The organism is Stenotrophomonas sp. STK17_22, assembly GCF_051983905.1.
GTDB classification, from domain to species: domain Bacteria; phylum Pseudomonadota; class Gammaproteobacteria; order Xanthomonadales; family Xanthomonadaceae; genus Stenotrophomonas; species Stenotrophomonas maltophilia_A.
Genome location: NZ_CP197010.1, coordinates 603,619 through 627,309, shown reverse-complemented (window position 1 = coordinate 627,309; position 23,691 = coordinate 603,619). Strand labels below are relative to the sequence as shown.

Annotated in this window: 19 protein-coding genes; 5 read left to right on the top strand and 14 right to left on the bottom strand. The window is 63.6% G+C overall.

The genetic code is table 11. The features are described from left to right. The first annotated feature begins 5 nt into the window (after positions 1-5). From ACSYS9_RS02795 to ACSYS9_RS02785, 3 genes are all read left to right on the top strand, one after another. Positions 6-3,323: a DEAD/DEAH box helicase gene (locus ACSYS9_RS02795; protein ID WP_049461370.1), complete on the top strand. Its 3,318-nt coding sequence runs from the start codon at positions 6-8 to the stop codon at positions 3,321-3,323. 96 nt (positions 3,324-3,419) lie between these two features. Then, a complete protein-coding gene (locus ACSYS9_RS02790) occupies positions 3,420-4,766 on the top strand; it encodes a phosphomannomutase/phosphoglucomutase (RefSeq protein WP_049461368.1) in 1,347 nt (448 codons plus the stop codon). 12 nt (positions 4,767-4,778) lie between these two features. Next, a complete protein-coding gene (locus ACSYS9_RS02785) occupies positions 4,779-6,182 on the top strand; it encodes a mannose-1-phosphate guanylyltransferase/mannose-6-phosphate isomerase (RefSeq protein ID WP_049461366.1) in 1,404 nt (467 codons plus the stop codon). Positions 6,183-6,234: 52 nt separating this feature from the next. Here the strand turns inward: ACSYS9_RS02785 and rfbD are convergent, their stop codons facing one another. Genes rfbD through rfbB form a run of 4 tightly spaced genes read right to left on the bottom strand, consistent with a single transcriptional unit; the run spans position 6,235 to position 9,636 of the window. Then, entirely contained in the window at positions 6,235-7,128 is an 894-nt protein-coding gene (rfbD, locus tag ACSYS9_RS02780; RefSeq protein ID WP_049461364.1) for a dTDP-4-dehydrorhamnose reductase, read from the bottom strand. After that, positions 7,125-7,682, bottom strand: coding sequence for a dTDP-4-dehydrorhamnose 3,5-epimerase (gene rfbC / locus ACSYS9_RS02775; protein WP_049461362.1), 558 nt, complete (start codon positions 7,680-7,682; stop codon positions 7,125-7,127). The genes rfbD and rfbC overlap by 4 nt, the downstream gene beginning before the upstream one ends. Further along, a complete protein-coding gene (rfbA, locus tag ACSYS9_RS02770) occupies positions 7,679-8,566 on the bottom strand; it encodes a glucose-1-phosphate thymidylyltransferase RfbA (protein ID WP_049461360.1) in 888 nt (295 codons plus the stop codon). The genes rfbC and rfbA overlap by 4 nt, the downstream gene beginning before the upstream one ends. A gap of 14 nt (positions 8,567-8,580) precedes the next feature. Next, positions 8,581-9,636, bottom strand: coding sequence for a dTDP-glucose 4,6-dehydratase (gene rfbB / locus ACSYS9_RS02765; protein WP_049461358.1), 1,056 nt, complete (start codon positions 9,634-9,636; stop codon positions 8,581-8,583). A gap of 264 nt (positions 9,637-9,900) precedes the next feature. Between rfbB and ACSYS9_RS02760 the strand changes: the two genes are divergently transcribed. Both ACSYS9_RS02760 and ACSYS9_RS02755 read left to right on the top strand, forming a co-directional pair. Then, on the top strand, positions 9,901-10,647 hold the full coding sequence (locus tag ACSYS9_RS02760) for an electron transfer flavoprotein subunit beta/FixA family protein (protein ID WP_012509979.1): 747 nt from the start codon (positions 9,901-9,903) through the stop codon (positions 10,645-10,647). Further along, positions 10,647-11,588, top strand: a complete 942-nt coding sequence (locus tag ACSYS9_RS02755; protein ID WP_049461356.1) for an electron transfer flavoprotein subunit alpha/FixB family protein — start codon at positions 10,647-10,649, stop codon at positions 11,586-11,588. Before ACSYS9_RS02760 ends, ACSYS9_RS02755 begins: the two co-directional genes overlap by 1 nt. 50 nt (positions 11,589-11,638) lie before the next feature. On the opposite strand, the gene ACSYS9_RS02750 is transcribed toward ACSYS9_RS02755, so the two are convergent. The 10 genes from ACSYS9_RS02750 to ACSYS9_RS02705 are packed head-to-tail and all read right to left on the bottom strand — an operon-like array spanning position 11,639 to position 23,689. After that, a complete protein-coding gene (locus ACSYS9_RS02750; RefSeq protein ID WP_049461354.1) occupies positions 11,639-12,805 on the bottom strand; it encodes a nucleotide sugar dehydrogenase in 1,167 nt (388 codons plus the stop codon). A gap of 28 nt (positions 12,806-12,833) precedes the next feature. Next, a complete protein-coding gene (locus ACSYS9_RS02745) occupies positions 12,834-14,867 on the bottom strand; it encodes a hypothetical protein (protein WP_049461352.1) in 2,034 nt (677 codons plus the stop codon). Further along, the gene (locus ACSYS9_RS02740; protein ID WP_049461350.1) at positions 14,854-15,453 is read right to left on the bottom strand and encodes a hypothetical protein; all 600 of its coding nucleotides are present in this window, start codon (positions 15,451-15,453) and stop codon (positions 14,854-14,856) included. Before ACSYS9_RS02740 ends, ACSYS9_RS02745 begins: the two co-directional genes overlap by 14 nt. After that, positions 15,450-15,848 (bottom strand): GtrA family protein, encoded by a 399-nt coding sequence (locus ACSYS9_RS02735; protein ID WP_049461348.1) that lies wholly within the window; start codon positions 15,846-15,848, stop codon positions 15,450-15,452. The genes ACSYS9_RS02740 and ACSYS9_RS02735 overlap by 4 nt, the downstream gene beginning before the upstream one ends. Further along, positions 15,832-16,779, bottom strand: a complete 948-nt coding sequence (locus ACSYS9_RS02730; protein WP_049461346.1) for a glycosyltransferase — start codon at positions 16,777-16,779, stop codon at positions 15,832-15,834. The genes ACSYS9_RS02735 and ACSYS9_RS02730 overlap by 17 nt, the downstream gene beginning before the upstream one ends. A gap of 5 nt (positions 16,780-16,784) precedes the next feature. Beyond that, a complete protein-coding gene (locus ACSYS9_RS02725; RefSeq protein WP_049461344.1) occupies positions 16,785-17,723 on the bottom strand; it encodes a UDP-glucuronic acid decarboxylase family protein in 939 nt (312 codons plus the stop codon). Between the two features lie 21 nt (positions 17,724-17,744). After that, complete coding sequence (locus ACSYS9_RS02720; RefSeq protein ID WP_049461342.1) at positions 17,745-18,944, bottom strand: glycosyltransferase family 4 protein; 1,200 nt, start codon at positions 18,942-18,944, stop codon at positions 17,745-17,747. Continuing rightward, the gene (locus ACSYS9_RS02715) at positions 18,941-21,460 is read right to left on the bottom strand and encodes a glycosyltransferase (RefSeq protein WP_049461339.1); all 2,520 of its coding nucleotides are present in this window, start codon (positions 21,458-21,460) and stop codon (positions 18,941-18,943) included. Before ACSYS9_RS02715 ends, ACSYS9_RS02720 begins: the two co-directional genes overlap by 4 nt. After that, on the bottom strand, positions 21,457-22,884 hold the full coding sequence (locus ACSYS9_RS02710; protein ID WP_049461337.1) for an ABC transporter ATP-binding protein: 1,428 nt from the start codon (positions 22,882-22,884) through the stop codon (positions 21,457-21,459). The genes ACSYS9_RS02715 and ACSYS9_RS02710 overlap by 4 nt, the downstream gene beginning before the upstream one ends. Further along, complete coding sequence (locus ACSYS9_RS02705) at positions 22,874-23,689, bottom strand: ABC transporter permease (RefSeq protein ID WP_049461335.1); 816 nt, start codon at positions 23,687-23,689, stop codon at positions 22,874-22,876. The genes ACSYS9_RS02710 and ACSYS9_RS02705 overlap by 11 nt, the downstream gene beginning before the upstream one ends. Positions 23,690-23,691: the final 2 nt, after the last annotated feature.

The following is a 23,691-nucleotide window of genomic DNA, read 5'->3' as shown; positions in this document are numbered from 1 at the left end:
CTACGATGACGCCGACCTTCACAGACGAAGACCTGTTCCGCTGGATCGACGAATGGACACTGCAGAAAAGCGAGCAGTGCCTGGGTGGCGTGCGCAACCGGCAACTCCGCGATGGCCTGCTGACGGCCGAGGTACAGGGTTCGGCCAGGCATCCCTACTACGTGGAGATCGATCTGACGGCCAGTACGCGCACCGCGCGCAGCCGCCTGCAGAGTGCCTGTTCCTGCCCCGTCGGCCGCACCTGCAAGCATGTGGCGGCGGTGCTGGTCTCGTACATGCTGGATTCGCTTGCCATGGACGACGAGAGCCCCCTGACCGAACAGGACCTGACGCAACCGCCGCGTCCTGAACTGCTGGCAGAGCTTTCGCGTTGGCAGAGCGCGCGGATCCGGCCGGCCCAGCCACGCCGAAACGGTGTCATCTTCGAACTGTCCACCTACAACCACCACCCCGCCGTGCTGGTCCGGCGCGTCAAGTACGGGACCGATGGTGCGATCAGCACGGGCAAGTGGATGGATATCACTGCGGACCTGCTGCTGGATCCTCCGGCCTATCTCACGCCGACTGATCTGGCGGTGATGATCCAGCTACGCACCCAGCGGCAGCCCGCGACGAAGGACGAATGGATCGACTTCGCGGCCACCCTGCAGTTGATCGTCTCCAGCGGCCATGGCTGGGTCTCCTGCGGTACGCACGGCGACGTGCCGGCCCGGTCAGGAGCTCCACGCCGCGGCGAACTGGGCTGGACCGTTGGCATGACGCAGGGCGCAACGCTGCTGGAACCCGCGTTGAGCGTGGAGGGCGGCGCCAGAGGCGTGGTCCTGGGCCGGAGTGCGTGCTATCTGGACCCGGTCACCGGCGAGGTCGGTCCGCTGCTGCTGGATGTCAGGGCCGAGGACGCCGACGCCTTCCTGAGCCTGCCCAATCTGTTACCCAACGAAGAAGCGGTGGTCGCACAGATGCTGCAACAGATCGACCCTGCCCTGCCGCGCCCCGGTGCAAGCGACACGCTGCCTACCCTGCAGATCAGCGCGATGATCCCCGTGCTGCGCCTGCATACGATTGAGTTCCGGCCGGCATGGCTCGGTCGCCGCGACCCGTCGCAATGGGCCGATATCGCGACCGTGGCCTTCGAGTACGACGAGCACGTGCGGTTCCTGGATGATCCGAGCCTGTTCGCACTCGATCCGGAGGGCCAGCTCGCCCTGCTGCCCCGTGACCTGGCTGAGGAATCACGGCGCGAGGCCCAGCTGCGCACGGTGGGACTGTATCGCGACACGGACCCGCGGGCGCCATTGGACGGCGCTGGCCCGCAGTTCCAGCTGCGCACCCATGACTGGACACGGTTCCTGCTGGATGACGTGCCGCGCCTGGAAGCCTTGGGCTGGAAGGTGGAGACGGACGACGATTTCCGCCATCGCATCACCCGGGTGGATGAGATCGACCTGGACATCCAGGCGGACCCGACGGATGCGGGCTGGTTCAACCTGGGTCTGGACATCCAGGTGGAAGGCCGCAACGTATCGATGGTTCCGCTGCTGCAGCAGGTGCTGCAGTCCGATCCCCGCTGGATGCGTGGCCAGCTGGACGCCATCGGCGACGACGAGAACGTCCTGTTGATGGCAGGCGACAACACCCGCCTGGCACTGCGGGCCGCGCGACTGAAGCCGATCATGGCCCTGTTGGCGGACCTGTTCGCCCAGCGTGGCGCGCCGCTGCGCTTGTCAGCGCTTGACCGTGGCCGCCTGCAGGCACTGCAGGACACGGCGCGCCTGCAGTTCCGGGGCCGCAAGGATACCCAGGCGCTGGTGCAGCGGCTGATGCAGGCACCCGCACTGGGCGAAGTGCCGCCACCGGCGGGGCTGGTGGCAACGCTGCGTCCCTACCAGCTGGAGGGCCTGTCGTGGCTGCAGTACCTGCGCCAGCAGGGGCTGGGCGGGGTGCTGGCCGATGACATGGGGCTGGGCAAGACCCTGCAGACACTGGCGCATCTGCTGGTCGAAAAGGAAAGTGGCCGCCTGGACCAGCCGGCGCTGCTGGTGGTGCCGACCTCGCTGCTGCACAACTGGCAGAGCGAAGCGGCACGCTTCACTCCGGGCCTGCGCGTACTGACCCTGCACGGACCGGCACGTGAAGCACTGTTCGAGGCGATCCCCGAGCACGATCTTGTACTGACCACGTATCCCCTGCTGTGGCGTGACGAGCAGGCGCTGCAGGCACATGCCTACCATCTGCTGATCCTCGACGAGGCCCAGCAGGTGAAGAATCCGAAATCGCGTGCGGCCGTCACGCTGCGCACGCTGCAGGCGCGTCATCGCCTGTGCCTGACCGGTACGCCGCTGGAAAACCATCTGGGCGAACTGTGGACGCAGTTCGATTTCCTGCTGCCCGGCCTGCTCGGCAGCGAGAAACAGTTCAACCAGCATTGGCGCCATCCGATCGAACGCGGCAGCGACCACCGCCGCGCCACGTTGCTGGCGCAGCGTCTGCGTCCCTTCATCCTGCGCCGTCGCAAGGACCAGGTCGCGTCAGAGCTTCCGCCCAAGACCCTCATTACCCGCGCGGTGGAGATGGAGGGTGGCCAGCGTGATCTCTATGAAACCGTGCGTGCTGCGATGGAAAAGCAGGTGCGCGAGGCCATCAGCGGCAGCGGGTTGGCGCGCAGCCATATCGTGGTGCTGGATGCCTTGCTGAAGCTGCGCCAGGTCTGCTGCGATCCGCGCCTGCTGCCGGGCGACGCCCCTGCACGCAATGCCGGCTCGGCCAAACTGGAGCTGCTGCGCGACATGCTGCCGTCGATGGTCGAGGAAGGCCGGCGGATCCTGGTGTTCTCACAGTTCACCGGCATGCTGGCGCGGATCGGGCAGGCGCTGGAGGAGCTCGGGCTGGCCTATGTGACGCTGACCGGCGACACCCAGGACCGGGCCACGCCGGTGCAGCGTTTCATGCAGGGCGAGGTACCCGTGTTCCTGATCAGCCTGAAGGCCGGTGGCGTCGGGTTGAACCTGACTGCTGCAGACACCGTCATCCACTTCGATCCCTGGTGGAACCCGGCGGCCGAAAACCAGGCCAGTGACCGCGCCCATCGCATCGGCCAGCAGCAGCCGGTGTTCGTCTACCGGCTGATCGCCGCAGGCAGCATCGAAGAACGGATTGCCGAGCTGCAGGAACGCAAGGCCCTTCTGGCGGAATCGATTCTGGAAGGCGGCGGCAGCACGGGTCCACGCTTCAGTGAGGAAGACGTCCAGGCGCTGCTGGCGCCGTTGCCGGGCCTGCCGGCCAAGCGCACCGGCCGGCCAGGCCGACGATCGCCGCAGGCCTGATCCGTGGCGCCAGTCAGGTGGCGTTCTCCGATGGAAACGATTCCCATACGGGACTGGGGCTACAATTGAGCGCTGAGCTCACAAAGGATCTGATCGATGCCCCTGCCCGCCTTCAAGGCCTACGATATCCGCGGCCGCGTGCCGGAAGAACTGAACGAAGACCTGGCGCGCCGCATCGGCGTCGCCCTGGCTGCGCAGCTCGCTCCCGGCCCGGTGGTCCTCGGCCACGATGTGCGCCTGACCAGCCCGGCGCTGCAGGATGCACTGGCCGCAGGCCTGGGTGGTACCGGTCGTGAGGTGATCGACATCGGTCTGTGCGGTACCGAAGAGGTCTACTTCCAGACCGATCACCTCGGCGCAGCCGGCGGTGTGATGGTGACCGCCAGCCACAACCCGATGGACTACAACGGGATGAAGCTGGTCAAGGAGAACGCCCGCCCGATCAGCTCCGATACCGGCCTGTTCGCGATCTCCGATGCGGTCGCCGTCGATACGTCCGAGGCCCAGCCGCCACGCGCCGGGCAGACCGCCCAGCATGACAAGAGCGCCTATATCCAGCATCTGCTGAGCTACGTCGACGCCGCCAAGCTCAAGCCGCTGAAGCTGGTGGTCAATGCCGGCAACGGTGGTGCGGGCGCCATCGTCGACCTGCTGGCACCGCACCTGCCGTTCGAGTTCATCCGCATCTGTCACGAACCCGATGGCAACTTCCCCAACGGCATTCCCAACCCGCTGCTGCCGGAAAACCGCGCCGCCACCGCCAATGCGGTGCGCGAACACGGCGCCGACTTCGGCATTGCCTGGGACGGTGACTTTGACCGCTGCTTCTTCTTCGACCATACCGGCCGCTTCATCGAGGGCTACTATCTGGTCGGCCTGCTGGCCAAGGCCATCCTGGCACGCAATCCCGGTGGCAAGATCGTGCATGACCCGCGGCTGGTCTGGAACACCGTGGAAATGGTTGAACAGGCAGGTGGCGTGCCGGTGCTGTGCAAGAGCGGCCACGCTTTCATCAAGGAAAAGATGCGCGCCGAAGATGCGGTGTACGGCGGCGAGATGAGCGCACACCACTACTTCCGCGAATTCGCCTATGCCGACTCCGGCATGATCCCGTGGCTGCTGATCGCGCAGCTGATCTCCGAGAGCGGCCGCTCGCTGGCCGACTGGGTCGAAGACCGCATGGCGGCCTATCCCTGCAGCGGCGAGATCAACTTCAAGGTGGCCGATGCCAAGGCCGCCGTGGCCCGCGTGATGGAGCACTTCGCCGCGCGGTCGCCCGCGCTGGACCATACCGATGGCATCAGCGCCGATTTCGGCGACTGGCGCTTCAACCTGCGCAGTTCCAACACCGAGCCGCTGCTGCGCCTGAACGTTGAAGCCCGCGGCGACGCAGCGCTGATGCAGGCGCGCACCGACGAAATCTCCCATCTCCTCCAGCAGTAATCAAGGAAGACCATGAGCAACATCCAGCCCGTCATCCTGTCCGGTGGTTCCGGCACCCGCCTGTGGCCACTGTCGCGCGAGGCGTATCCGAAGCAGTTCCTGCCGCTGGCAGGCGAACTGACGATGCTGCAGGCCACCTGGCAGCGCGTCGCGCCCATCGCCACCCACGGCCCGTTGGTGATCGCCAACGAAGAGCACCGCTTCGTCGCTGCCGAGCAACTGCAGCAGGTCGGCGCCGAGCCGGCTGCCATCATCCTGGAACCGGTTGGCCGCAATACGGCGCCGGCGATTGCGGTCGCAGCCCTGGAGGCCACCCGCGACGGCGCCGATGCGCTGCTGCTGGTGCTGCCCTCGGACCATGTAATCACCGATGAGGCTGCATTCCGTGCAGTCGTGCAGGCTGCAGCCAGCGCTGCCGAGTCCGGCAAGCTGGTGACCTTCGGTATCGTGCCGACCGGTCCGGAAACCGGCTACGGCTATATCAAGGCCGCCACTGGGCAGGGCCTGCGTGCGGTCGAGCGCTTTGTCGAAAAGCCCGACCTTGAGACCGCCACCGGTTACGTCAGCAGCGGTCAGTATTACTGGAACAGCGGCATGTTCCTGATCAAGGCCTCGCGCTACCTGCAGGAACTGGAGCGCTTCCAGCCCGACATGATGGCCGGCAGCCGCCAGGCCTGGCAGCAGGCCCGTCGCGATTCGGATTTCACCCGTCTCGACAAGGAGGCGTTCGCAACCGTTCCCTCCGATTCCATCGACTATGCCGTGATGGAAAAAACCGCAGACGCCGTGGTGATTCCGCTGGACGCCGGCTGGAACGATGTCGGCTCGTGGACAGCCCTGCGCGATGTCTCGCATCAGGATGGCGATGGCAATGCGCATCAGGGTGACGTGATCGCGATCGACTGCCGCAACACCTATGCCTATGCACAGCGCCTGGTGGCACTGGTCGGTCTGGATGACGTGATCGTGGTCGAGACCGACGACGCGGTGCTGGTCGGCAAGGCCGACCGCATGCAGGAGGTCAAGACCGTGGTGGCGCAGCTGAAGGCCGACGGTCGCAGCGAGGCCACCTGGCATCGCAAGGTCTACCGCCCGTGGGGCGCCTACGATTCGATCGACAACGGCGAGCGTTTCCAGGTCAAGCGCATCACCGTCAAGCCCGGCGGTACGCTCAGCCTGCAGATGCATCACCATCGCGCCGAGCACTGGATCGTGGTCAGCGGCACCGCCGAGGTGACCCGCGGCGACGAGGTGATCCTGCTCAGCGAGAACCAGAGCACGTACATCCCGCTGGGCGTGACCCATCGCCTGCGCAACCCGGGCAAGCTGCCGCTGGAGCTGATCGAGGTGCAGTCCGGCAGTTACCTCGGTGAAGACGACATCGTGCGTTTCGAGGACACGTACGGGCGTAGTTGATCCGACGACCTGCGGCGGGTGCCGACCGTTGGTCGGCACTTCGCCTGCCGGGTCAGGCAATCTCCGCCATCACCCGCTTCAGGCCGTCCTGCCAGTTCGGCAGCACGATGCCGAAATCCTGCTGCAGCTTGCGGTTGTCCAGCACCGACCAGGCCGGGCGCTTGGCCGGGGTCGGGTATTCGGAACTGGGGATGGCTTCAACCGACGGCACCTTGGCCAGCACGCCCGTCGCCAGCGCTTCAGCGAAAATCGCTTCGGCAAAGCCATGCCAGCTGGTCTGCCCCGACGCCGTCAGGTGCCACGTTCCCGACAGCGCGCGCGGATGCTGCAGCGCCTGCACGGTGACATCGGCAATCAACGCGGCCGGTGTCGGCGTGCCGATCTGATCGGCCACCACACGCAACTGGTCGCGCTCGGCGCCCACCCGCAGCATCGTGCGCAGGAAATTGGCGCCATGCGAGGCATACACCCACGCCGTGCGGAAGATCAGATGACGACCGCCGGCCGCGCGAACCGCATCCTCGCCATCGCGCTTGCTGGTGCCGTACACGCCCAATGGCGCGGTCGGCTCGTCTTCGCGGTAGGGCGCGCTGCCCTGTCCATCGAACACGTAGTCGGTGGAGTAATGCACGAACGGCACGCCGTGCGCCGCACACCAGCGCGCGATCATGCCCGGCGTCTGCGCATTGGCGACGAAGGCGGCCTCGGCATCCTGCTCGGCACGATCAACCGCCGTATAGGCGGCCGCGTTGACCACCACCGATGGCTGCAGGCGATCCAGCAATGCCGGCAGGCTGTCGGGCTGGCCGAAATCGGCGGTTTCGCAGCCACTTCCGTCGGGCAGTTGCCCGCTGCGGGTCGTTGCGACCACCTTGCCCAGCGGCGCCAGCGCGCGCAGCAGCTCCTGGCCGACCTGGCCATTGCCGCCGAACACCAGCACCGTCACGGGATGTAGACCGGCAGGCGGTCTTCGGCAATGTCCTTCAGGAACGGCGCGTTCTCGTCCTTGGCCGACAAGGTCGGTGCGCTGACCGGCCAGTCCACCGCGATATCAGCATCGTTCCAGCGGATACCCGCATCCGCCTCCTTGACGTAGACATCGGTGCACAGGTAGCTGAACAGCGCACGTTCGGACAGCACGGCAAACCCGTGCGCGAAGCCTTCCGGAATCCAGAACTGCTTCCTGTTTTCCGCACTCAGCACCACCGCTTCCCACTGGCCGAAGGTCGGCGAGCCACGACGGATGTCCACGGCCACGTCATAGACCTCGCCCTCCAGCACGCTGACCAGCTTGCCCTGTGGGCGCGGCCACTGGTAATGCAGGCCACGCAGCACGCCCTGTGCGGACGTCGATACGTTGCTCTGCACGAAACGGTCCGGCAGGCCCAGTGCAGCGAAGCGCTCGGCATTCCAGGTTTCGAAAAAATAGCCACGCGCATCGCCAAACACGGCCGGCTCGATGATCTTGCAGCCGGGAAGCTTGGTTTCAATCACTTTCACGGAACGACTCCACGCAGCGCGAGTTTATGCAGGTACTGGCCGTAGCCATTCTTGATCAGCGGCGCAGCCAGCGCCTCCAGCTGCTCGGCATTGATCCAGCCCTGACCGAACGCGATTTCTTCCGGGCAGCACACCTGCAGGCCCTGGCGGGTCTGGATGGTCTCGATGAAGTTGGATGCCTCCAGCAGCGACTGATGGGTGCCGGTATCCAGCCAGGCATAGCCACGGCCGAGCGCTTCCAGGTGAAGATTGCCTTCCTCCAGGTAGCGCTTGTTGAGATCCGTGATCTCCAGCTCGCCGCGCGGCGACGGCTTCAGTTCCTCCGCGTAATCGCTGGCCTTGCCGTCATAGAAGTACAGGCCAGTCACCGCATAGTTCGAGCGGGGATTTTCCGGCTTCTCCACCAGATCGATGACCTTGCCGCTCGTGTCGAACTCGGCCACGCCGTAGCGCTCCGGATCATTTACCCAGTAGCCGAACACGGTCGAACCATCCACGCGCTCATCGGCGCGCTTCAATACTTCGCGCAAACCGTGACCGTGGAAGATGTTGTCACCCAGCACCAGGCAGCTCGGCTTGCCGGCCACGAAGTCGCGGCCGATCAGGTAGGCCTGGGCCAGGCCATCCGGACTCGGCTGCACCGCATACTGGATGTCCATGCCCCACTGAGAGCCGTCGCCCAGCAACTGCTGGAACAGCGCCTGTTCGTGCGGGGTATTGATGATCAACACTTCGCGGATGCCCGCCAGCATCAACACGCTGAGCGGGTAGTAGATCATCGGCTTGTCGTACACCGGCAACAGCTGCTTGCTGACGCCCTTGGTGATCGGATAAAGGCGGGTGCCGGAACCACCGGCGAGGATGATGCCCTTGCGCTGGGTCATGGTGTCTCCTGGGTTCAGGCTGCAGTGCCGATGCGCTGCAGGCGGTAGCTGCCGTCGAGCACGCCGTTGACCCAGTTCTGGTTGTCCAGGTACCAGTCGACGGTGAAGGCGATGCCCTGCTCGAAGGTGTAGGCCGGTTCCCAGCCCAGGTCGTTCTTCAGCTTCGACGCATCGATTGCGTAACGGCGGTCATGGCCCGGGCGGTCGGTGACGTAGGTGATCTGGCTGCTGCGCGGCAGGCCATCCTCACGCGGGCGGCGCGCATCGAGCAGCGCGCAGATGGCCTGCACCACTTCGATGTTCTGCTTTTCCGAGTTGCCGCCGACGTTGTAGGTCTCGCCGACCTGGCCTTTGGCCAGCACGGTGCGGATCGCCTCGCAGTGGTCGGACACGAACAGCCAGTCGCGCACCTGCTTGCCATCGCCGTACACCGGCAGCGGCTCGCCGGCCAGCGCCTTGGCGATCACCAGCGGGATCAGCTTCTCGGGGAAGTGGTAGGGGCCGTAATTGTTCGAACAATTGGTGGTCAGCACCGGCAGCCCATAGGTGTGGTGGAACGCACGTACCAAGTGATCCGACGCAGCCTTGGACGCCGAGTACGGCGAATTGGGCGCGTACTGGGTCGTTTCACTGAATTTGCCGGTCTCACCCAGCGTGCCGTACACCTCGTCGGTGGACACGTGCAGGAAACGGAACGCCGCGCCCTGTTCGGCCGGCAGCGCCTTCCAGTAGTCGCGGACCGCTTCCAGCAGGCCCAGGGTGCCCACAACATTGGTCTGGATGAAGGCGCTGGGACCATCGATGGAGCGGTCAACGTGGCTTTCAGCTGCAAAGTTCACGACCGCGTCCGGCTGATGCTCGGCCAGCAGGCGGGCGACCAGATCACGGTCGCCGATGTCGCCCTGCACGAACAGGTGGTTCGGGTTGCCATCAAGGCTGGACAGGGTCTTCAGGTTGCCGGCGTAGGTCAGCACATCGAGGTTGATGACCTTGACGCCGCGCGCGACGGCCTCGAGAACGAAGTTACCGCCAATGAATCCGGCGCCGCCGGTGACAAGCCATGTGGGCACTACCTGTTCTCCTGATCGAGATTCGTGGGACGGGGCCTTCATGGCCACGACAATGCAACGTTGAAGGATACAACGGGCCTCCGGTAACACGCGATCACACAAGTGAACTCAGGCCGACTGCATTGCTGCATCGCAACAGCCGGAGCTCCCACCATACGCATTCGCATGGTCACCCCAAGCCAGCTAGAATCGGGGTCCCACCCCCGAACCGGTTGCTGCTCCAGGACCGGACGTTCTCTCCGTTATTGAAGGACCCCGTACCAGATGAAAATCCTCGTCGCGTACAAGCGCGTGGTGGACTACAACGTCCGCATTCAGGTCAAGCCGGACGGTTCCGGCGTGGTCACCGACGGCGTCAAGCTGTCCCCCAACCCCTTCGATGAAATCGCTCTGGAAGAAGCCCTGCGCCTGCGCGACAAGGGCATCGCCAGCGAAGTCGTGGTTGCCACCATCGCCCCGGCCGACGCCCAGGCGCACCTGCGCAACGGCCTGGCCATGGGCGCCAACCGTGCCATCCACGTCGTCACCGACCAGGCGATCCAGCCGCTGACCGCGTCGCGCACCCTGCTCAAGCTGATCGAAAAGGAGCAGCCAGATCTGGTGATCCTCGGCAAGCAGGCCATCGACGACGACGCCAACCAGACCGGCCAGATGCTGGCCACGCTGTGGGGCCGCCCGCAGGCGACCTTCGCCAGCAAGCTCGAAATTGCCGATGGCAAGGCCACGGTGACCCGTGAAGTCGACGCCGGCCTGGAAACGCTGGAAGTGGATCTGCCGGCCGTGGTCACCACCGATCTGCGCCTGAACGAGCCGCGCTTCATCAAGCTGCCGGACATCATGAAGGCCAAGGCCAAGCCGCTGGAGACCCTGCAGCTGGCCGACCTCGGCGTTGAAGCCGCCGACACCTTCAAGACCACCCAGTACGCCGCGCCGTCCAAGCGCAGCAAGGGTGTGATGGTCAAGGACGCGGCCGAACTGGTTGCCGCACTCAAGCAGAAGGGGTTGCTGTAATGAGCAGGATTCTCGTCATCGCCGAGCACCACGACGGCAAGCTCAATGCCGCCACCGCCAAGACCGTCAGCGCCGCCGCCGCCATCAGCGGTGCCAGCATCGACGTGCTGGTGCTGGCCGCCGATCCGGCCGCTGTCGCCGCTGAAGCCGCGAAGATCGCTGGGGTCGCCAAGGTCCTGACCGTCGCCAACGCGGCCAACGCGCAGGCCATCGCCCAGGTGCTGGCGCCGCAGATCGCACAGCTGGCCAAGGGCTACACCCACGTATTCGGCCCGTCGACCACCTTCGGCAAGGACCTGATGCCGTGCGTGGCCGCCCTGCTCGGCGTCAACCAGGTCTCCGACCTGATGAGCGTTGAAGGCAGCCACACCTTCAAGCGCCCGATCTACGCCGGCAACGCGATCATCACCGTGGAAGCCCCGGCCGACCAGATCGTGGTCGCCACCGTGCGTGCCGCCTCGTGGCCGGAAGCCGCCCAAGGTGGCAATGCCGCCGTTGAAGCAGCCAGCGTCGACGCTGCCCTGCCGACCCATACCCGCTTCGTCGGCCTGGCCGCCGGTGCCAGCGACCGTCCGGACCTGCAGAGCGCCAAGCGCGTGGTTTCGGGTGGCCGTGGCGTCGGTTCGGAAGAGAACTTCAAGGTCATCTTCCAGCTGGCCGACAAGCTCGGTGCTGCCGTCGGTGCCTCGCGTGCGGCGGTCGATGCCGGCTACGTGCCCAGCGACCTGCAGGTCGGCCAGACCGGCAAGATCATCGCGCCGGAACTGTACGTGGCCGTTGGCATCAGTGGTGCGATCCAGCACCTGACCGGCATCAAGGATGCCGGCACCATTGTCGCGATCAACAAGGACGGCGACGCGCCGATCTTCGAGATTGCCGATATCGGCCTTGTGGGGGATCTGTTTGCGATCCTGCCGGAGCTGGAAGAGGCGCTGGCCTGAAGCAACAAGGCAGGCCGGTCTGTCACCGGCCTGCCTTGTTCGATCATTTTTCAGTTGTCGCCGAAAAGATCGCGGGTATACACCTTGTCCTTCACATCCAGCAGGGCGTCGGCCATCCGGTTGCTGATGATCAGGTCCGCTTGCTGCTTGAAGGATTCCAGGTCGTTTACCACCCGCGAGCGGAAGAACGCGTCTTCATGAAGTTCCGGCTCGTGCACGATCACCTCAACGCCCTTAGCCTTCAAGCGCTTCATGATCCCTTGAATGCTGGATGAGCGGAAGTTGTCCGAACCGGCCTTCATGATCAGGCGATAGATACCCACCACCTGGGGATTGCGCCGCAGGATATCGGCCGCGATGAAGTCCTTCCGCGTAGTGTTCGAATCGACGATGGCCCGGATCAACGTCTGAGGGACGCTCTGGTAGTTGGCCAAAAGCTGCCGGGTGTCCTTGGGCAGGCAATAGCCACCGTATCCGAAGGATGGATTATTGTAGTGCCCGCCGATGCGTGGATCGAAGCTGATGCCTTCGATGATCTGCCGCGAGTCCAGCCCATGCGTCAACGCGTAGCTATCCAGCTCGTTGAAGTAGGACACGCGCATGGCAAGGTAAGTATTGGCGAAGAGCTTGATGGCCTCGGCTTCGGTCGGTTCAGTAAACAGGACGGGCACGTCCTGCTTGATGGCGCCCTCTTGGAGCAGGCGTGCAAACGCCTCGGCCCGGGGCGAACGCTCGCCCACGATGATGCGGGACGGGTGCAGGTTGTCGTACAGCGCGCGGCCCTCGCGCAGAAACTCCGGCGAGAAGATGATGTTGTCCACGCCGAACTTCTCACGTGCCTTGAGCACGTAGCCGACCGGGATAGTGGACTTGATCACCATCGTGGCCGATGGATTAATGGCCAGCACGTCAGCGATGACCGACTCGATCGAACGGGTATTGAAGTAATTGGTGTCGGGGTCGTAGTCGGTGGGCGTGGCGATGATGACGAACGACGCGCCTTCGTAAGCCTCCCGGGGCTCGAGCGTCGCGCGGAAATCCAGCGCGTCGTGTGCCAATGCCTGTTCCAGCTCGGCGTCCGCGATGGGAGACCTGCGCGCATTGAGCGCTTCTACCTTAGCGGGCATGATGTCGACAGCGACAACCTCATGTTTCCGCGCAAGCAACACGCCGTTGGATAGGCCTACGTACCCGGTACCTGCAATTGCGATCTTCATCCGTGTGTCTTCTGTGGGGAGAATGGATTCAAGGAACTTCGACGTGGACTGACGGGATCCGCATGCCTTCATCGTGGAACCAGAACATCGTCTCTTGGACCAGCGACGCCTCCAGGGTGTAGCTCCCCGATGCGACGGGCGCCTTGACGTGCAGCTCCGCCTGGTCACCGGGCGCCAACTCCAACACCAGCGCTTGGCGTGCATCCCAGTCGACGGCTCGTTCGTCGCGACCGTCGGGGATGAACCGCCACGACAGCAGCACGTCGCGCCCCAGGACCTCGCGGGTCGAGAGGACGCCATCCGAGCCATTGGCCAACGTGAGCGTGAACGCAACCTGACCCGGCTGGATCGTGGTGCCAGTGATGTCCAAGCGCAGGTGTTCTGCAACACCGGACGCCACTCGCCCGGACATCCTGCTCATGCGGCCACCGGAGCAGTCCCCGAGCGGCACTAGTACTAGGCGGTGGCTAAGCGCTTCGATGGCAGGAGCAGCGAGGCCGTTGACGGCGCCGAACGCGCGCGCAAACCCTTCGGGCGACTCACAGGGGCCCGACACGCCCGCGCCCTTCGGCACGTAACCCGAATAGCCGTTCACGGAGAACATCCCGTGGTCCTGCGCGTAAATCATGGCATCTAGGTCGTCAAGATACGGGGCCTCGGCCGACCTGTCGGCGAATAGGACGTCACCCTGCCGTGCAGAAGCGGGAACGCGGGCAGCGAACGCTACCTGCCGTTGTTGCCATTGGGCAAAGGTCGCATGGCCAGCCTGGAAGGTCACGGACTCGGCAGTCAGCAACACAAAGGCAACCACACAGGCCAGGGCGCCCGTCCAGGTACCGCGACGCGAGGCCAGCAGCAGGACACGCTGGAATCCGATGCCGGCAAGCAGGCCTATCGGCATCACCATGACGAGCATCACGCGTGTAACGGCACGGATGGAATCAATGCCGGGAAGATGCAGGAAGACACGATAGAGCGACACATTGCTGACGTTGAGCGTGCAGATCACCAGCACCAGCGTGGCCAAGCCGGCCAGCATGCCCAGTTCTGCATCGGCGATGCGCCGCAGGGCGAGGAGCAGCCCCACGACGGCGAACAGCAGGACGCCCAGGCCCAGGAAGAGCTGGTGCTCGTGGCGCATCGAGATGTCACCAATCGAGCCGCCGATGAACCGCGTCAGCGGTGAGAAGTCCGCGATCAGGTAGCTCCACACCCGCGGCAACATCCCCAGGATTTCGTCGCGCGGCCTGACGAACCCCTGTACCTCAGTTACCGCGTGATAGCTGCGCAGCAGGGCGAGTACTGCGATGGCAGACGCGAGCACGACGGCAAGGCTGGCCAACGTGCGCCCCAACTCGTTCCTGCCGAAACTGGCCCGGACTTGCGCTGCTAGGGTTCGGCCACGCCCCAACAGCAACCAAGCGGCCGTCATCGCCAGCAGTAGGTAGGCCGCGAAGACACCCGTGTAAATGGCACAGTAGACTTGGGCAGCGAACAGCAGGGAGCTCCAGGCCAGGGATGAGGGGCGGCCGTGCTGCAGCCATCGGGAGAAGGTTAGGAACAGCAGAGGGACGAACATCCGGAATGCGAACTGCGCATGCGCCTGCTGTGCCAGAACGGGAAGGGAAAACGCAAATACGAATGCCGCCGCTCCCGCGCCGGAAGGACGCAGCCCCAAACTACGGGCGGCGACGTAGGCGCATGCGTAGTTGAGTACGCCCCCCAGCATTAGCCAGGCCGACAATGCCTCCGAGCGATCCAGCCCCCACCAGCGGAAGGCCGCATAAGGAAGGATTGAGCCGAAATGGTTGTCGCTCAGGGCCAGTACGTTGGCCACCGGGTAGAAGAAGCCCGGGCTCCACACATCGGGCGTGGCGCCGGTCAACCAAAGGTAGACATGCTCAAGGACCACCGAGTTGAAACGGGCGTCGATAAGATCGCCGGGGACCGCCGTGAAATATGCGTTCGCCTTGAGTTGGTAGAACACGACCCCGACGAGCAGGAAGACCGAGGCAGCGAACAGGTCGTTGCGCCAGCGGCCTGCGCTCTTACTGGCACTCATAGTCGGTCACCTGCTTGCTGGAGCGGAACGGATCGGTCAGTGCATCCGTGTACTGGCCCATCAGCAGACGTTGGCGTGGAAGGAAGTTCTGTCGATAGAAACGGCTGGCGGTTGCCAAAGCCTGGCCACGGGGCGTGAGCCGCACGCAACCATCGTGGATGGCGATGGTGCCCGACTGTTCCTGCTCCGTCAGCCGCACCTCCACCAAATGGTGCTCCGGGAGGTACTCATCAGTGAACACGCGTGCGAAACCATCCTCACGGATACCGCCTCCGCGTTGTTGGATCTTCTCCAGAATATAGAAGGACAATGATCGATCAATCACAGTCGGGACGGATATGGCGAACAGGTAGCCGCCCAACAGCCAGATCGTGATCAGCTGGACTTTCTCCAGCACCGAGAACCCGGAAAGCGCGCCCACCCCTCGTGCCGCCACGCCGACGATGAGAGCCGCCAGGAAGCCGTCGAAAATACTGGCGTACAGGACGACATCGACCTTGAACCAGCGCATGTGCACGATGTAGACGACAATCAGTGTAACGACGTACGCCAACGTCAGGAGCAACGCTTTGACCAGCTTGTTCATTTGAAGACCACCAACTTGTTTGCAAGAAAACTACAGGCCACCTGCACGCAAGTCGCCACGAGGAAGCCCAGACGGTAATCCCAGCCCGCTCGATCGGACCACAGGTAGAGCACGAGTGCATGGAGGAGCGCGATGACGGCGTAAAGCGCTACGAACCGGACACCCTGGCCGACGAAACTGCCCGAGGAGGCGCGGAAGACGAAGTAACGGCTGCCCAGGAACGACGCGGCAATGCCCACGCAGGCTGCGGCGCCATTGGCAAGTCCCGCTGATCGAAAGCCCCATACTTCCAGCGCGCAGTAGAGGACCATGAAGTGCAGCGCGGTCGCCAGCAAACCGTTGATCCCATAGCGGACGACCTCGCTGGCCAGCATGCGCTCACTCAGTGCGCGCATGCAGGATCTCGGCGATGAACGCCCTGTAGCCACCGACTTCAAGAATGCCGCCATTGCGCAGCGTTCCGGAGAGCATCAGGATGATCAGCGTCAGCGCACCGGTCTGCAGGAACACCAGCAACAGGATGCCGGTCACCAGCGAGAACCAACCCGGTGTAGCGAATCCGACCGCCTTGAGCCCGAGTGCAAGGACAGTGCCAAGCACTGACAATCCGGCGATCGCGGTGCAGGCGATGCCCACGCGTACCAGCACATCCTCGGCAAACACCATCAGCGCGCGAAAACCGTGCAGTGCCAGCCCAACGAAGTTCATCTTGCTCTTGCCGGCGTAGCGCGGGCCACGGTCGACAGCTACCGATGCCACCCGCAACTTGGATGTCAGCACGCAGGCCGCAACGTGCACCCAAAGCTCCTGCATCACCGCCAGGCGCTTGATCGCATGCAGCTTGGCCGCCATGAAGTTGCCGAAGCTGATGCGCCGGCCGCTGAGCATCGCGAACAACCACTTGTACACGACGTAGAACGCACGGAACTTCAAGGTTTCCACCCGGCTCTTGCGCGAGGCCACGACGATATCGACGTCGGGGGACTCCAACGCCTCCAGGAGCTCGCTGATGCTGCGCGGCGTATCTTCGCCGTCCGAGTCCATGACGACCACGCGCTGCCTATCGACGAAGTGTTCGGATACGTAGCCGATCCCGATCGCGATGGCTTTCTGATGCCCGACATTACGCCGCAGCTTCAGGACCACGCCATCGAGACCCGCAGCGGCGATCGCGGCGGCGTCCACCGGCTGCCGCACGGAGCCATCGTCGACTGCGACGATGTAGACATCATTGCCCTGGTCCCGTGCCAAAGCCCTGAACAACATGGACGAAGCCTCGACATCTTCGTAAACAGGCATCACGACGACCAGCGACGAGCTTTTCATATCCGTCATTCCTGCAAGCGCTTGCGGAAGTAGGCGATGGTCTCCTTCAGGCCGTCCTCCAGGCTCACGCGAGGCTCCCAGCCAAGCGCCGCCCGTGCCATCGAGATGTCCGGCTGGCGCTGGCGGGGATCGTCCGAGGGCAGGGGCTTGAACACGAGCTTGGAGTGGCCGCCCACCAGCCGGATGACCGTTTCGGCCAGTTCCAGCATGCTGTACTCGCCCGGATTGCCGATGTTGACCGGCCCGGTCAGCTCTGCGGGGCTGTCCATCAGGCTGATCATGCCGCTGATGAGATCGTCGACATAGCAGAAGCTGCGCGTCTGCTGCCCATCGCCATAGATCGTGATGTCATCCCCGCGCAGTGCCTGCACGATGAAGTTGCTGACCACCCGGCCATCTTCTGGATGCATGCGGGGGCCGTAGGTGTTGAAGATACGCATCACCTTGATTTCCAGCTGGTGCTGGCGCCAGTAGTCGAAGAACAGAGTTTCGGCACAGCGCTTTCCTTCGTCGTAGCAGCTGCGTATGCCGATCGGATTCACCTTGCCCCAGTAATCCTCCACCTGCGGATGGATCTCCGGATCACCGTAGACCTCGCTGGTGCTGGCCTGCAGGATGCGTGCACGCGTCCGCTTGGCAAGCCCCAACATGTTGATCGCGCCGTGGACGCTGGTCTTCGTCGTCTGCACCGGATCGTGCTGGTAGTGCACGGGGCTTGCCGGGCATGCCAGGTTGTAGATCCGGTCCACCTCGACATACAACGGGAAGGTCACGTCGTGACGCATCATCTCGAAGCGCGAGTTCGAGAGCAGGGACTCGACGTTCCGCTTGGAGCCCGTGTAGAAATTATCGACGCACAGGACTTCGTCGCCCCGTTCGACCAATCGATCGCACAAGTGCGACCCAAGGAATCCCGCACCACCTGTAACCAGTACTCGTGCCATATGCCTGCCCTAAATCTGTGATCAAGCGATCGTGTTGAAGAATTTGATGAAGACGGCCCGGAAATTCGCCTGCGAATACTTCTGGACGCTGGCACGTGCGCGGGCGGCCCACTGCGCCAGTTCGGGCGTCCCATAGAGCTTCATCAAGGAAAGGGTGCGCTCCTGGAGTTCCCTGGCGTCACTGAAGTAATAGCCATCGACGCCGTCGGTGACGACCTCGCGTGGCCCGCCCAACGGCTGCACGATGGGTACGACGCCGGCGGCCATCGCTTCGCAGGCGGTCATTCCGAAGTGTTCCAGTTTCTCGGGCTCCTGGTCACCACGCTCCCCCCAGCCCGCACCATGCCAGAAGATAGATGCCTCCGCATACTCCTGCAGCAGCTCCCGTGATCCAAGGTTTCCGAGAATACGGATCGGATAGCCCTCCGCCAGTGCGTTGACCTTCTGGAAGTAGCGGCGATGCTCCTCGCTTTCCGCATGGACGCTGCCGGCGAGATGGTACTCCCAACCCTCCGGCACGAGGCCCTTGTCGTGCATTTGCCGGAAAGCAGTGATCATCTCGATATGCTTTTTGTTGTGGCCGCCGGAGAAGAAGCGGCCGACACTCAGAATGACCTTCTTCTTGTTCGACAGGTCCACCGAGCCGAAGCGCTCCACGTCGATTGGCGGAGGAAGCACCACGGCATCACGCGCCCAGCGCTTGCGAATCCACGCTGCCGTGAATTCAGAGTTCGCCATCGGATCTTCGTAACTGTCGATGAACGGGCGCCGACTGGACGCCACGCCACGACGCAGCGTGCGCTGCGCCAAACTCGACATACGCGAAAGCCAAGGGTGTCCGGTACGATCAAATCTTCCCGCCGCACGCTGAAAAAGCCTGGGAAGCGGCGCGGCCTCGATGAGTTCATGGGGAAAGAATGCCAGGTACAGCGATTTTCTGGCCTGCGGGACCATCGAAGAGCAGTAAGTGGAATTGATGAATACATCGTACCCGGCCGAGCGTGGCGCGAGCTCGCTGCAGGAGGAGCCGGGCCACTCGACCCAGTGTGCCCCCGCCAAGTTGAGGTTCATCCTGCTACTGAACTCTGCTTCGTCGACGGGGCCGACGCGGATCAGGTCCACCTGGTGGCCTTCGGCCAGCAGGATCTCCGCGATCGTGCCGACGTGTTTTTCACCGCCGCCCATCGTGGCCCAGTAACGATTATAGATGCCTACTTTCATGCGGGGACGGCCCCGATGCGATCCTTGCAGGACGGCAGGCCGCCCCAACGTTGCCGCAGTACGACTGGAAGCAGCTTGAACAGGTCACGCTGGATGCGCAGACGCAGCCCGAACTCCGCGTTCAGGCGCTTGTCAGTGAAGCCGCGACGCGCTGCCGCGACTGCAGAGCGCAGGCATCTCAGTACTTCCCTTCCGTAGGCCCGGCCCGCGACGGCGGCCGGGGCATGTTTGATCTTGATCAGCACATGATTCCTGGAGACGTGGAAAACAAAGACTGGCGACCATTCGACGCTGGATCCCGTATGCACATGGCGTACGACGCTGGCCGGCACGTAACGCAGGCGCCCCCCGCCCTTGCGCAGGCGCCAGCTCAGGTCGGTGTCCTCGTAGTACATGAAAAAGTTCGAATCAAAGAGCCCCGCCTGTACCAGAGCAGAGCGGCGCATGAGCATGGCGGCGCCACAAAGGGCCTGCATGTCCTCCGGCTCATCATACTGACCACGGTCGTCCTCGTAGATTCCACGGTCACCCGCCTCGCCATTGCCATCGAGCAGCGTGCCAGCGTTATTGATGACGTCACAGGCAGCGCCATCGAGCAGGGCGGCCGGGCAAGTAAACACATGCTTTGCATAATCCGCTGCAAGAACACCCGTGCCCAGCACCGTACCCGCGAGGCTCACCGTGAATTCACGGCCCGCTGCGGCATTCGTCCCGGAGACATCCAACTCAAGAACATACCGTCCATCAACCGGATCCGGCGGTAGCGGCAGGCGGATCGTGCCCCGCCCGCTCGTCCAGCGCACGCTCCGGTCTCCGTGCTGTTCCCTGCCCCAGAAGCCCTCCCCGTACAAAGGCTTCTTGTAGCCACTTTCGACAAAACCACTGGCTTCGTCAACAAGCATCCCAAGCTCGCGCGTATCGCTGGACTGGCCCCCCGCACTGGGCTGGAACGGCAGGCTTTCTATCGTCAGCTCGACGTATCGCCGGAAGAACAGGATCTTTGAACCCGCCGCCGTGACATCCGGCTCGTCCATCAGTGCCCGGACAAGCGCCGACAACCAATCGGGATCAACGACGGTGTCGTTGTTGATCAGGCCGATCAGGTCGCCACGAGCCACTTGCATCCCAAGGTTGTTGCCTCCTGCGAATCCAAGGTTGCCTCCCGACTCCACGATCCTTACCCACGGGAAGGCGGAGCGGACGAAGTCCACCGAGCCGTCAGACGAGGCATTGTCCACCATGACGACCTCATAGCGCGGATAGTTCAAGGCGCCAAGGCTCGCCAACAAGGGCTGGAGATAACGCATGCCGTTGTAGTTGACTACGATCAGACTGACCAAGGGCAACATGCCGGTCCAATCGCCCGCGCCTCCCGCGCCAGCACCATCGTCGGAATCGATCGCCAGCGACCCAGCACCATGCCCTGCCGGCACCGTCGCCGGCGCGGCTTCCATGCGGGCCGTCGGCCCCGCGCTGTCGCCGCCTGCGGTACCAGCACCACGGGCATCCTCATACTCCCGAGCGACTTTCCTGAGCTCTGCCTCCCAGGCAGCGTCCTTGTCGGCCAGCGCTTGGTCACGCTCGGCCGCTATGCGGCTTATCTCGGACCGGTAATCGGCAGCCACCTGCTCGACCCGCGCTTCCCACGCCACATCCTTGTCGCGCAGCATACCGTCGCGCTCTTGGCCAATACGTGATATCTCCCGCCGGTAATCGTCCGCGACCTGCTGCACGCGCGATTCAAAATAGCCGGGAACTTCAAACACGGAGTCCGGCAAGCTGGGCAAGGCTCCGGCGGACGCCAGTACGATGAAATAGACCGGCTCGCGCGGCATGCTGCCCGAGCGGACGCTCTCCAGCCCTTCGCTCTCGGTCCAGTAATGGATTCCTGGCGCTACCGGCTCGGCCGCGCCACCGCCATCGGCAACGCGGCCGATCATGGAGGCCATCGTGGTGCGCTGCCCGAGCAGTCGGTAGTTGGGGAAGTAATCCCCCACCAGCGCCTCCAGTTCCTGCCTGTAGAGCTCCTTGACGTGGAACTCATTGCGGAAACCAGGACGATCGGAGTACTCGTAGCGATCCGGGCTGGACATCATGAGCACGCCACCAGGACGCAGCACTCTCACGATCTCCGCCATCATCTCCTGGTGCTGGTTGTGGTGCTCGATGGTCTCGAAGCTGACCACCACATCCACGCTCGCATCGGGCACCGGGATGGCGGCGCACGAGCCGAGCTTGAACTCCAACCCCTCGCGCGGATAGGTCGCTGCCGCATGCGCCACCGCCACGGCATCGATGTCCACGCCGGTGACACGCGCCGCACCGATCGACAGGAGGGCAGATCCATATCCTTCGCCGCAGGCGATATCCAGAACATCCTTGCCGGCGACAATGCGCGATGCGAGCTGGTAGCGGTGGTAGTGCTCCATCTCGATTTCGCCGCTAACGCCCGGCAGAAACCGTTCGCCGGTGAAGCTCATCTCGCCGTCAGGCACCTGGGAACGATCATGGCTCACGACGTTGCCTCCAGTTCAATAGTTCGCATTGGCACACCAAATAGCCCCAGGCAGACGGCGCTGGACTGCACGTGGAGGATCAGCGCATCGTGCACCCACTCGTGCTGGACATGGTCGGCCTGGGTGCCCTCGGCGATGGCTGGGGAAATGCTGTATTCGCCCGCTGGAAGTACCGGAAATCTGAAATCAAACGTCGCCACGACCTCGCCGTTGCGCGGAACCACGATGGCACGGTCGCGGTGCGCCAGGTATGTGTTGTCGGCAAAGATTATCTGCCCCAGCTTGTCCTTCACGACGAACCCCACGATGGGCCGGCTGATCTGTTCGTTGGCGCGCGCGATGATCCGAAGCTTGACGTCCTGCCCGCCTATCGCCCAGTTCACCTTCTGGCCCTGCGCATCCAGTAGATGCACCGCGGTGATGCGCGCAGCGCCCGTCCCGAACGAAGCACGGTTCTCGTCGAACTGGAAGACCTCGATGTCGTTCCGGAGCATCGACGCATCGATGAGCGTCTGTCTCATATCCACATAGGCGGGTTCCGCGGTCAACTCCAACGGGGAAGGCTGGCCATCCGCGGACGTGTCTTCGACTTCGACTTCGCCTCCACCGCCTTCGACCAGAGCAGTCTCTGCCATGCTGCCATCCTCCGGTTCGAACAGCGACGCCAGGTACTCCTGCGACAGTTCCTTGGGCGCGCCGTTCATGCGCATGACACCCTTGTCGAGCCAGATTGCGCGCTCGCACAGGTTGATGATGGCCCCCATGTCGTGGCTGCAGAAGAGCAGCGTCCCTCGCTTCATGAAAGAGCGCAGGAAACGCATGCACTTCTGCGTGAAGTAGGCATCTCCCACCGAGAGCGCCTCATCCACGACCAGGATATCGGCGTCGACGTGGGCGATCACGGAAAACGCAAGCCGCACGACCATGCCGCTGGAGTAAGTTTTAACCGGTTGGTCGATGAAATCCGGGATGCCGGAGAAGGCCACGATGTCGTCGTAGCGTTCCTCCATCTGCTGGGCCGTCAGCCCGAACAGCGCTCCGCTCAACATGATGTTCTCGCGACCGGTGAACTCCGGATTGAAGCCCGAACCCAGCTCCAGCAACGCGGCGATGCGGCCCGTGGTGCTCACCTGTCCGCTGGACGGCGTCAGCGTGCCGCAGACAAGCTGCAGGAGCGTCGACTTTCCGGAGCCATTGCGTCCGATGATTCCAACGGTCTCGCCGCGACGGACCTTGAAGGAAACGTCCCTCAGTGCCCAGAACTCACGGTGGTACTGCTTCGGTTCGCCACCCAGCGCCCGATCAAGCACCGGCAGGACGAACTGCTTGAGCCGGTCCTTGGGATCGGCGTAGATCTCGTAATACTTGCCCAACCCGGTCACTTCGATGGCGAGTTCGGGCTGGCCCGGATTTTCACATGACATCGGCAAACCCCTTGCGCATCTTCTGGAACACGGCGAACCCTGCGAAAGCAACGAGCAGCGCGATCGACAGGTATGCCGCCAGGCCGACGAAATCAGGGAGCTTGCCCCACACCAGCACTTGGCGCGATTGCTCCATGATGAAGGTAAGCGGGTTGAGCAGGAAGAGTTTCTGGTATTTCTCTGGCCACGCCGATTGCGGATAGAACACCGGCGACAGGAAGAGCATTGCAGTGGTGACGAACGTGGTGGTCTGCTTCAGGTCTCGGATGAACACGCCCAGCGCGGCGAGTATCCAAGTTATCCCCACAGCCATCACCAGCAATGGCGCCAACACCACGGGGAACAACAGCGCATGCCAATGGAGGCCGCCATTGCAGATCAACAGGCCCACCAGCAGCACCAAGGCGCTTGCCAGCGTATGGAACAGCGCGGAGCCGAGGCTGATCACCGGCAGCGCTTCAAGCGGGAAGACGACCTTCGTAACGTAATTCGTGTTCTCGAAGATCATGCCCGGCGCACGATTCACCATCTCGGCGAAGAAGCCATGGATGATGACGCCGACGAACATCACGAGCGCGAACTGGGCCCGACTGTCCCCTACCTGGCCATGCCAGCGGGCCTTGAAGATCACTGCAAAGACGAAGGTGTAGATGAGCAGCATCAACAGCGGATTGATCAGTGTCCATAACAAGCCGCCGAACGATCCCTTGTACTTGTTCTGGACGTCGCGTTTCCCGAGCAGCCAGATGATGCCGCGATTGCTCCAGAGTGACCGGAGCATGGCAGCAGGTGTTATCGCATTCATGA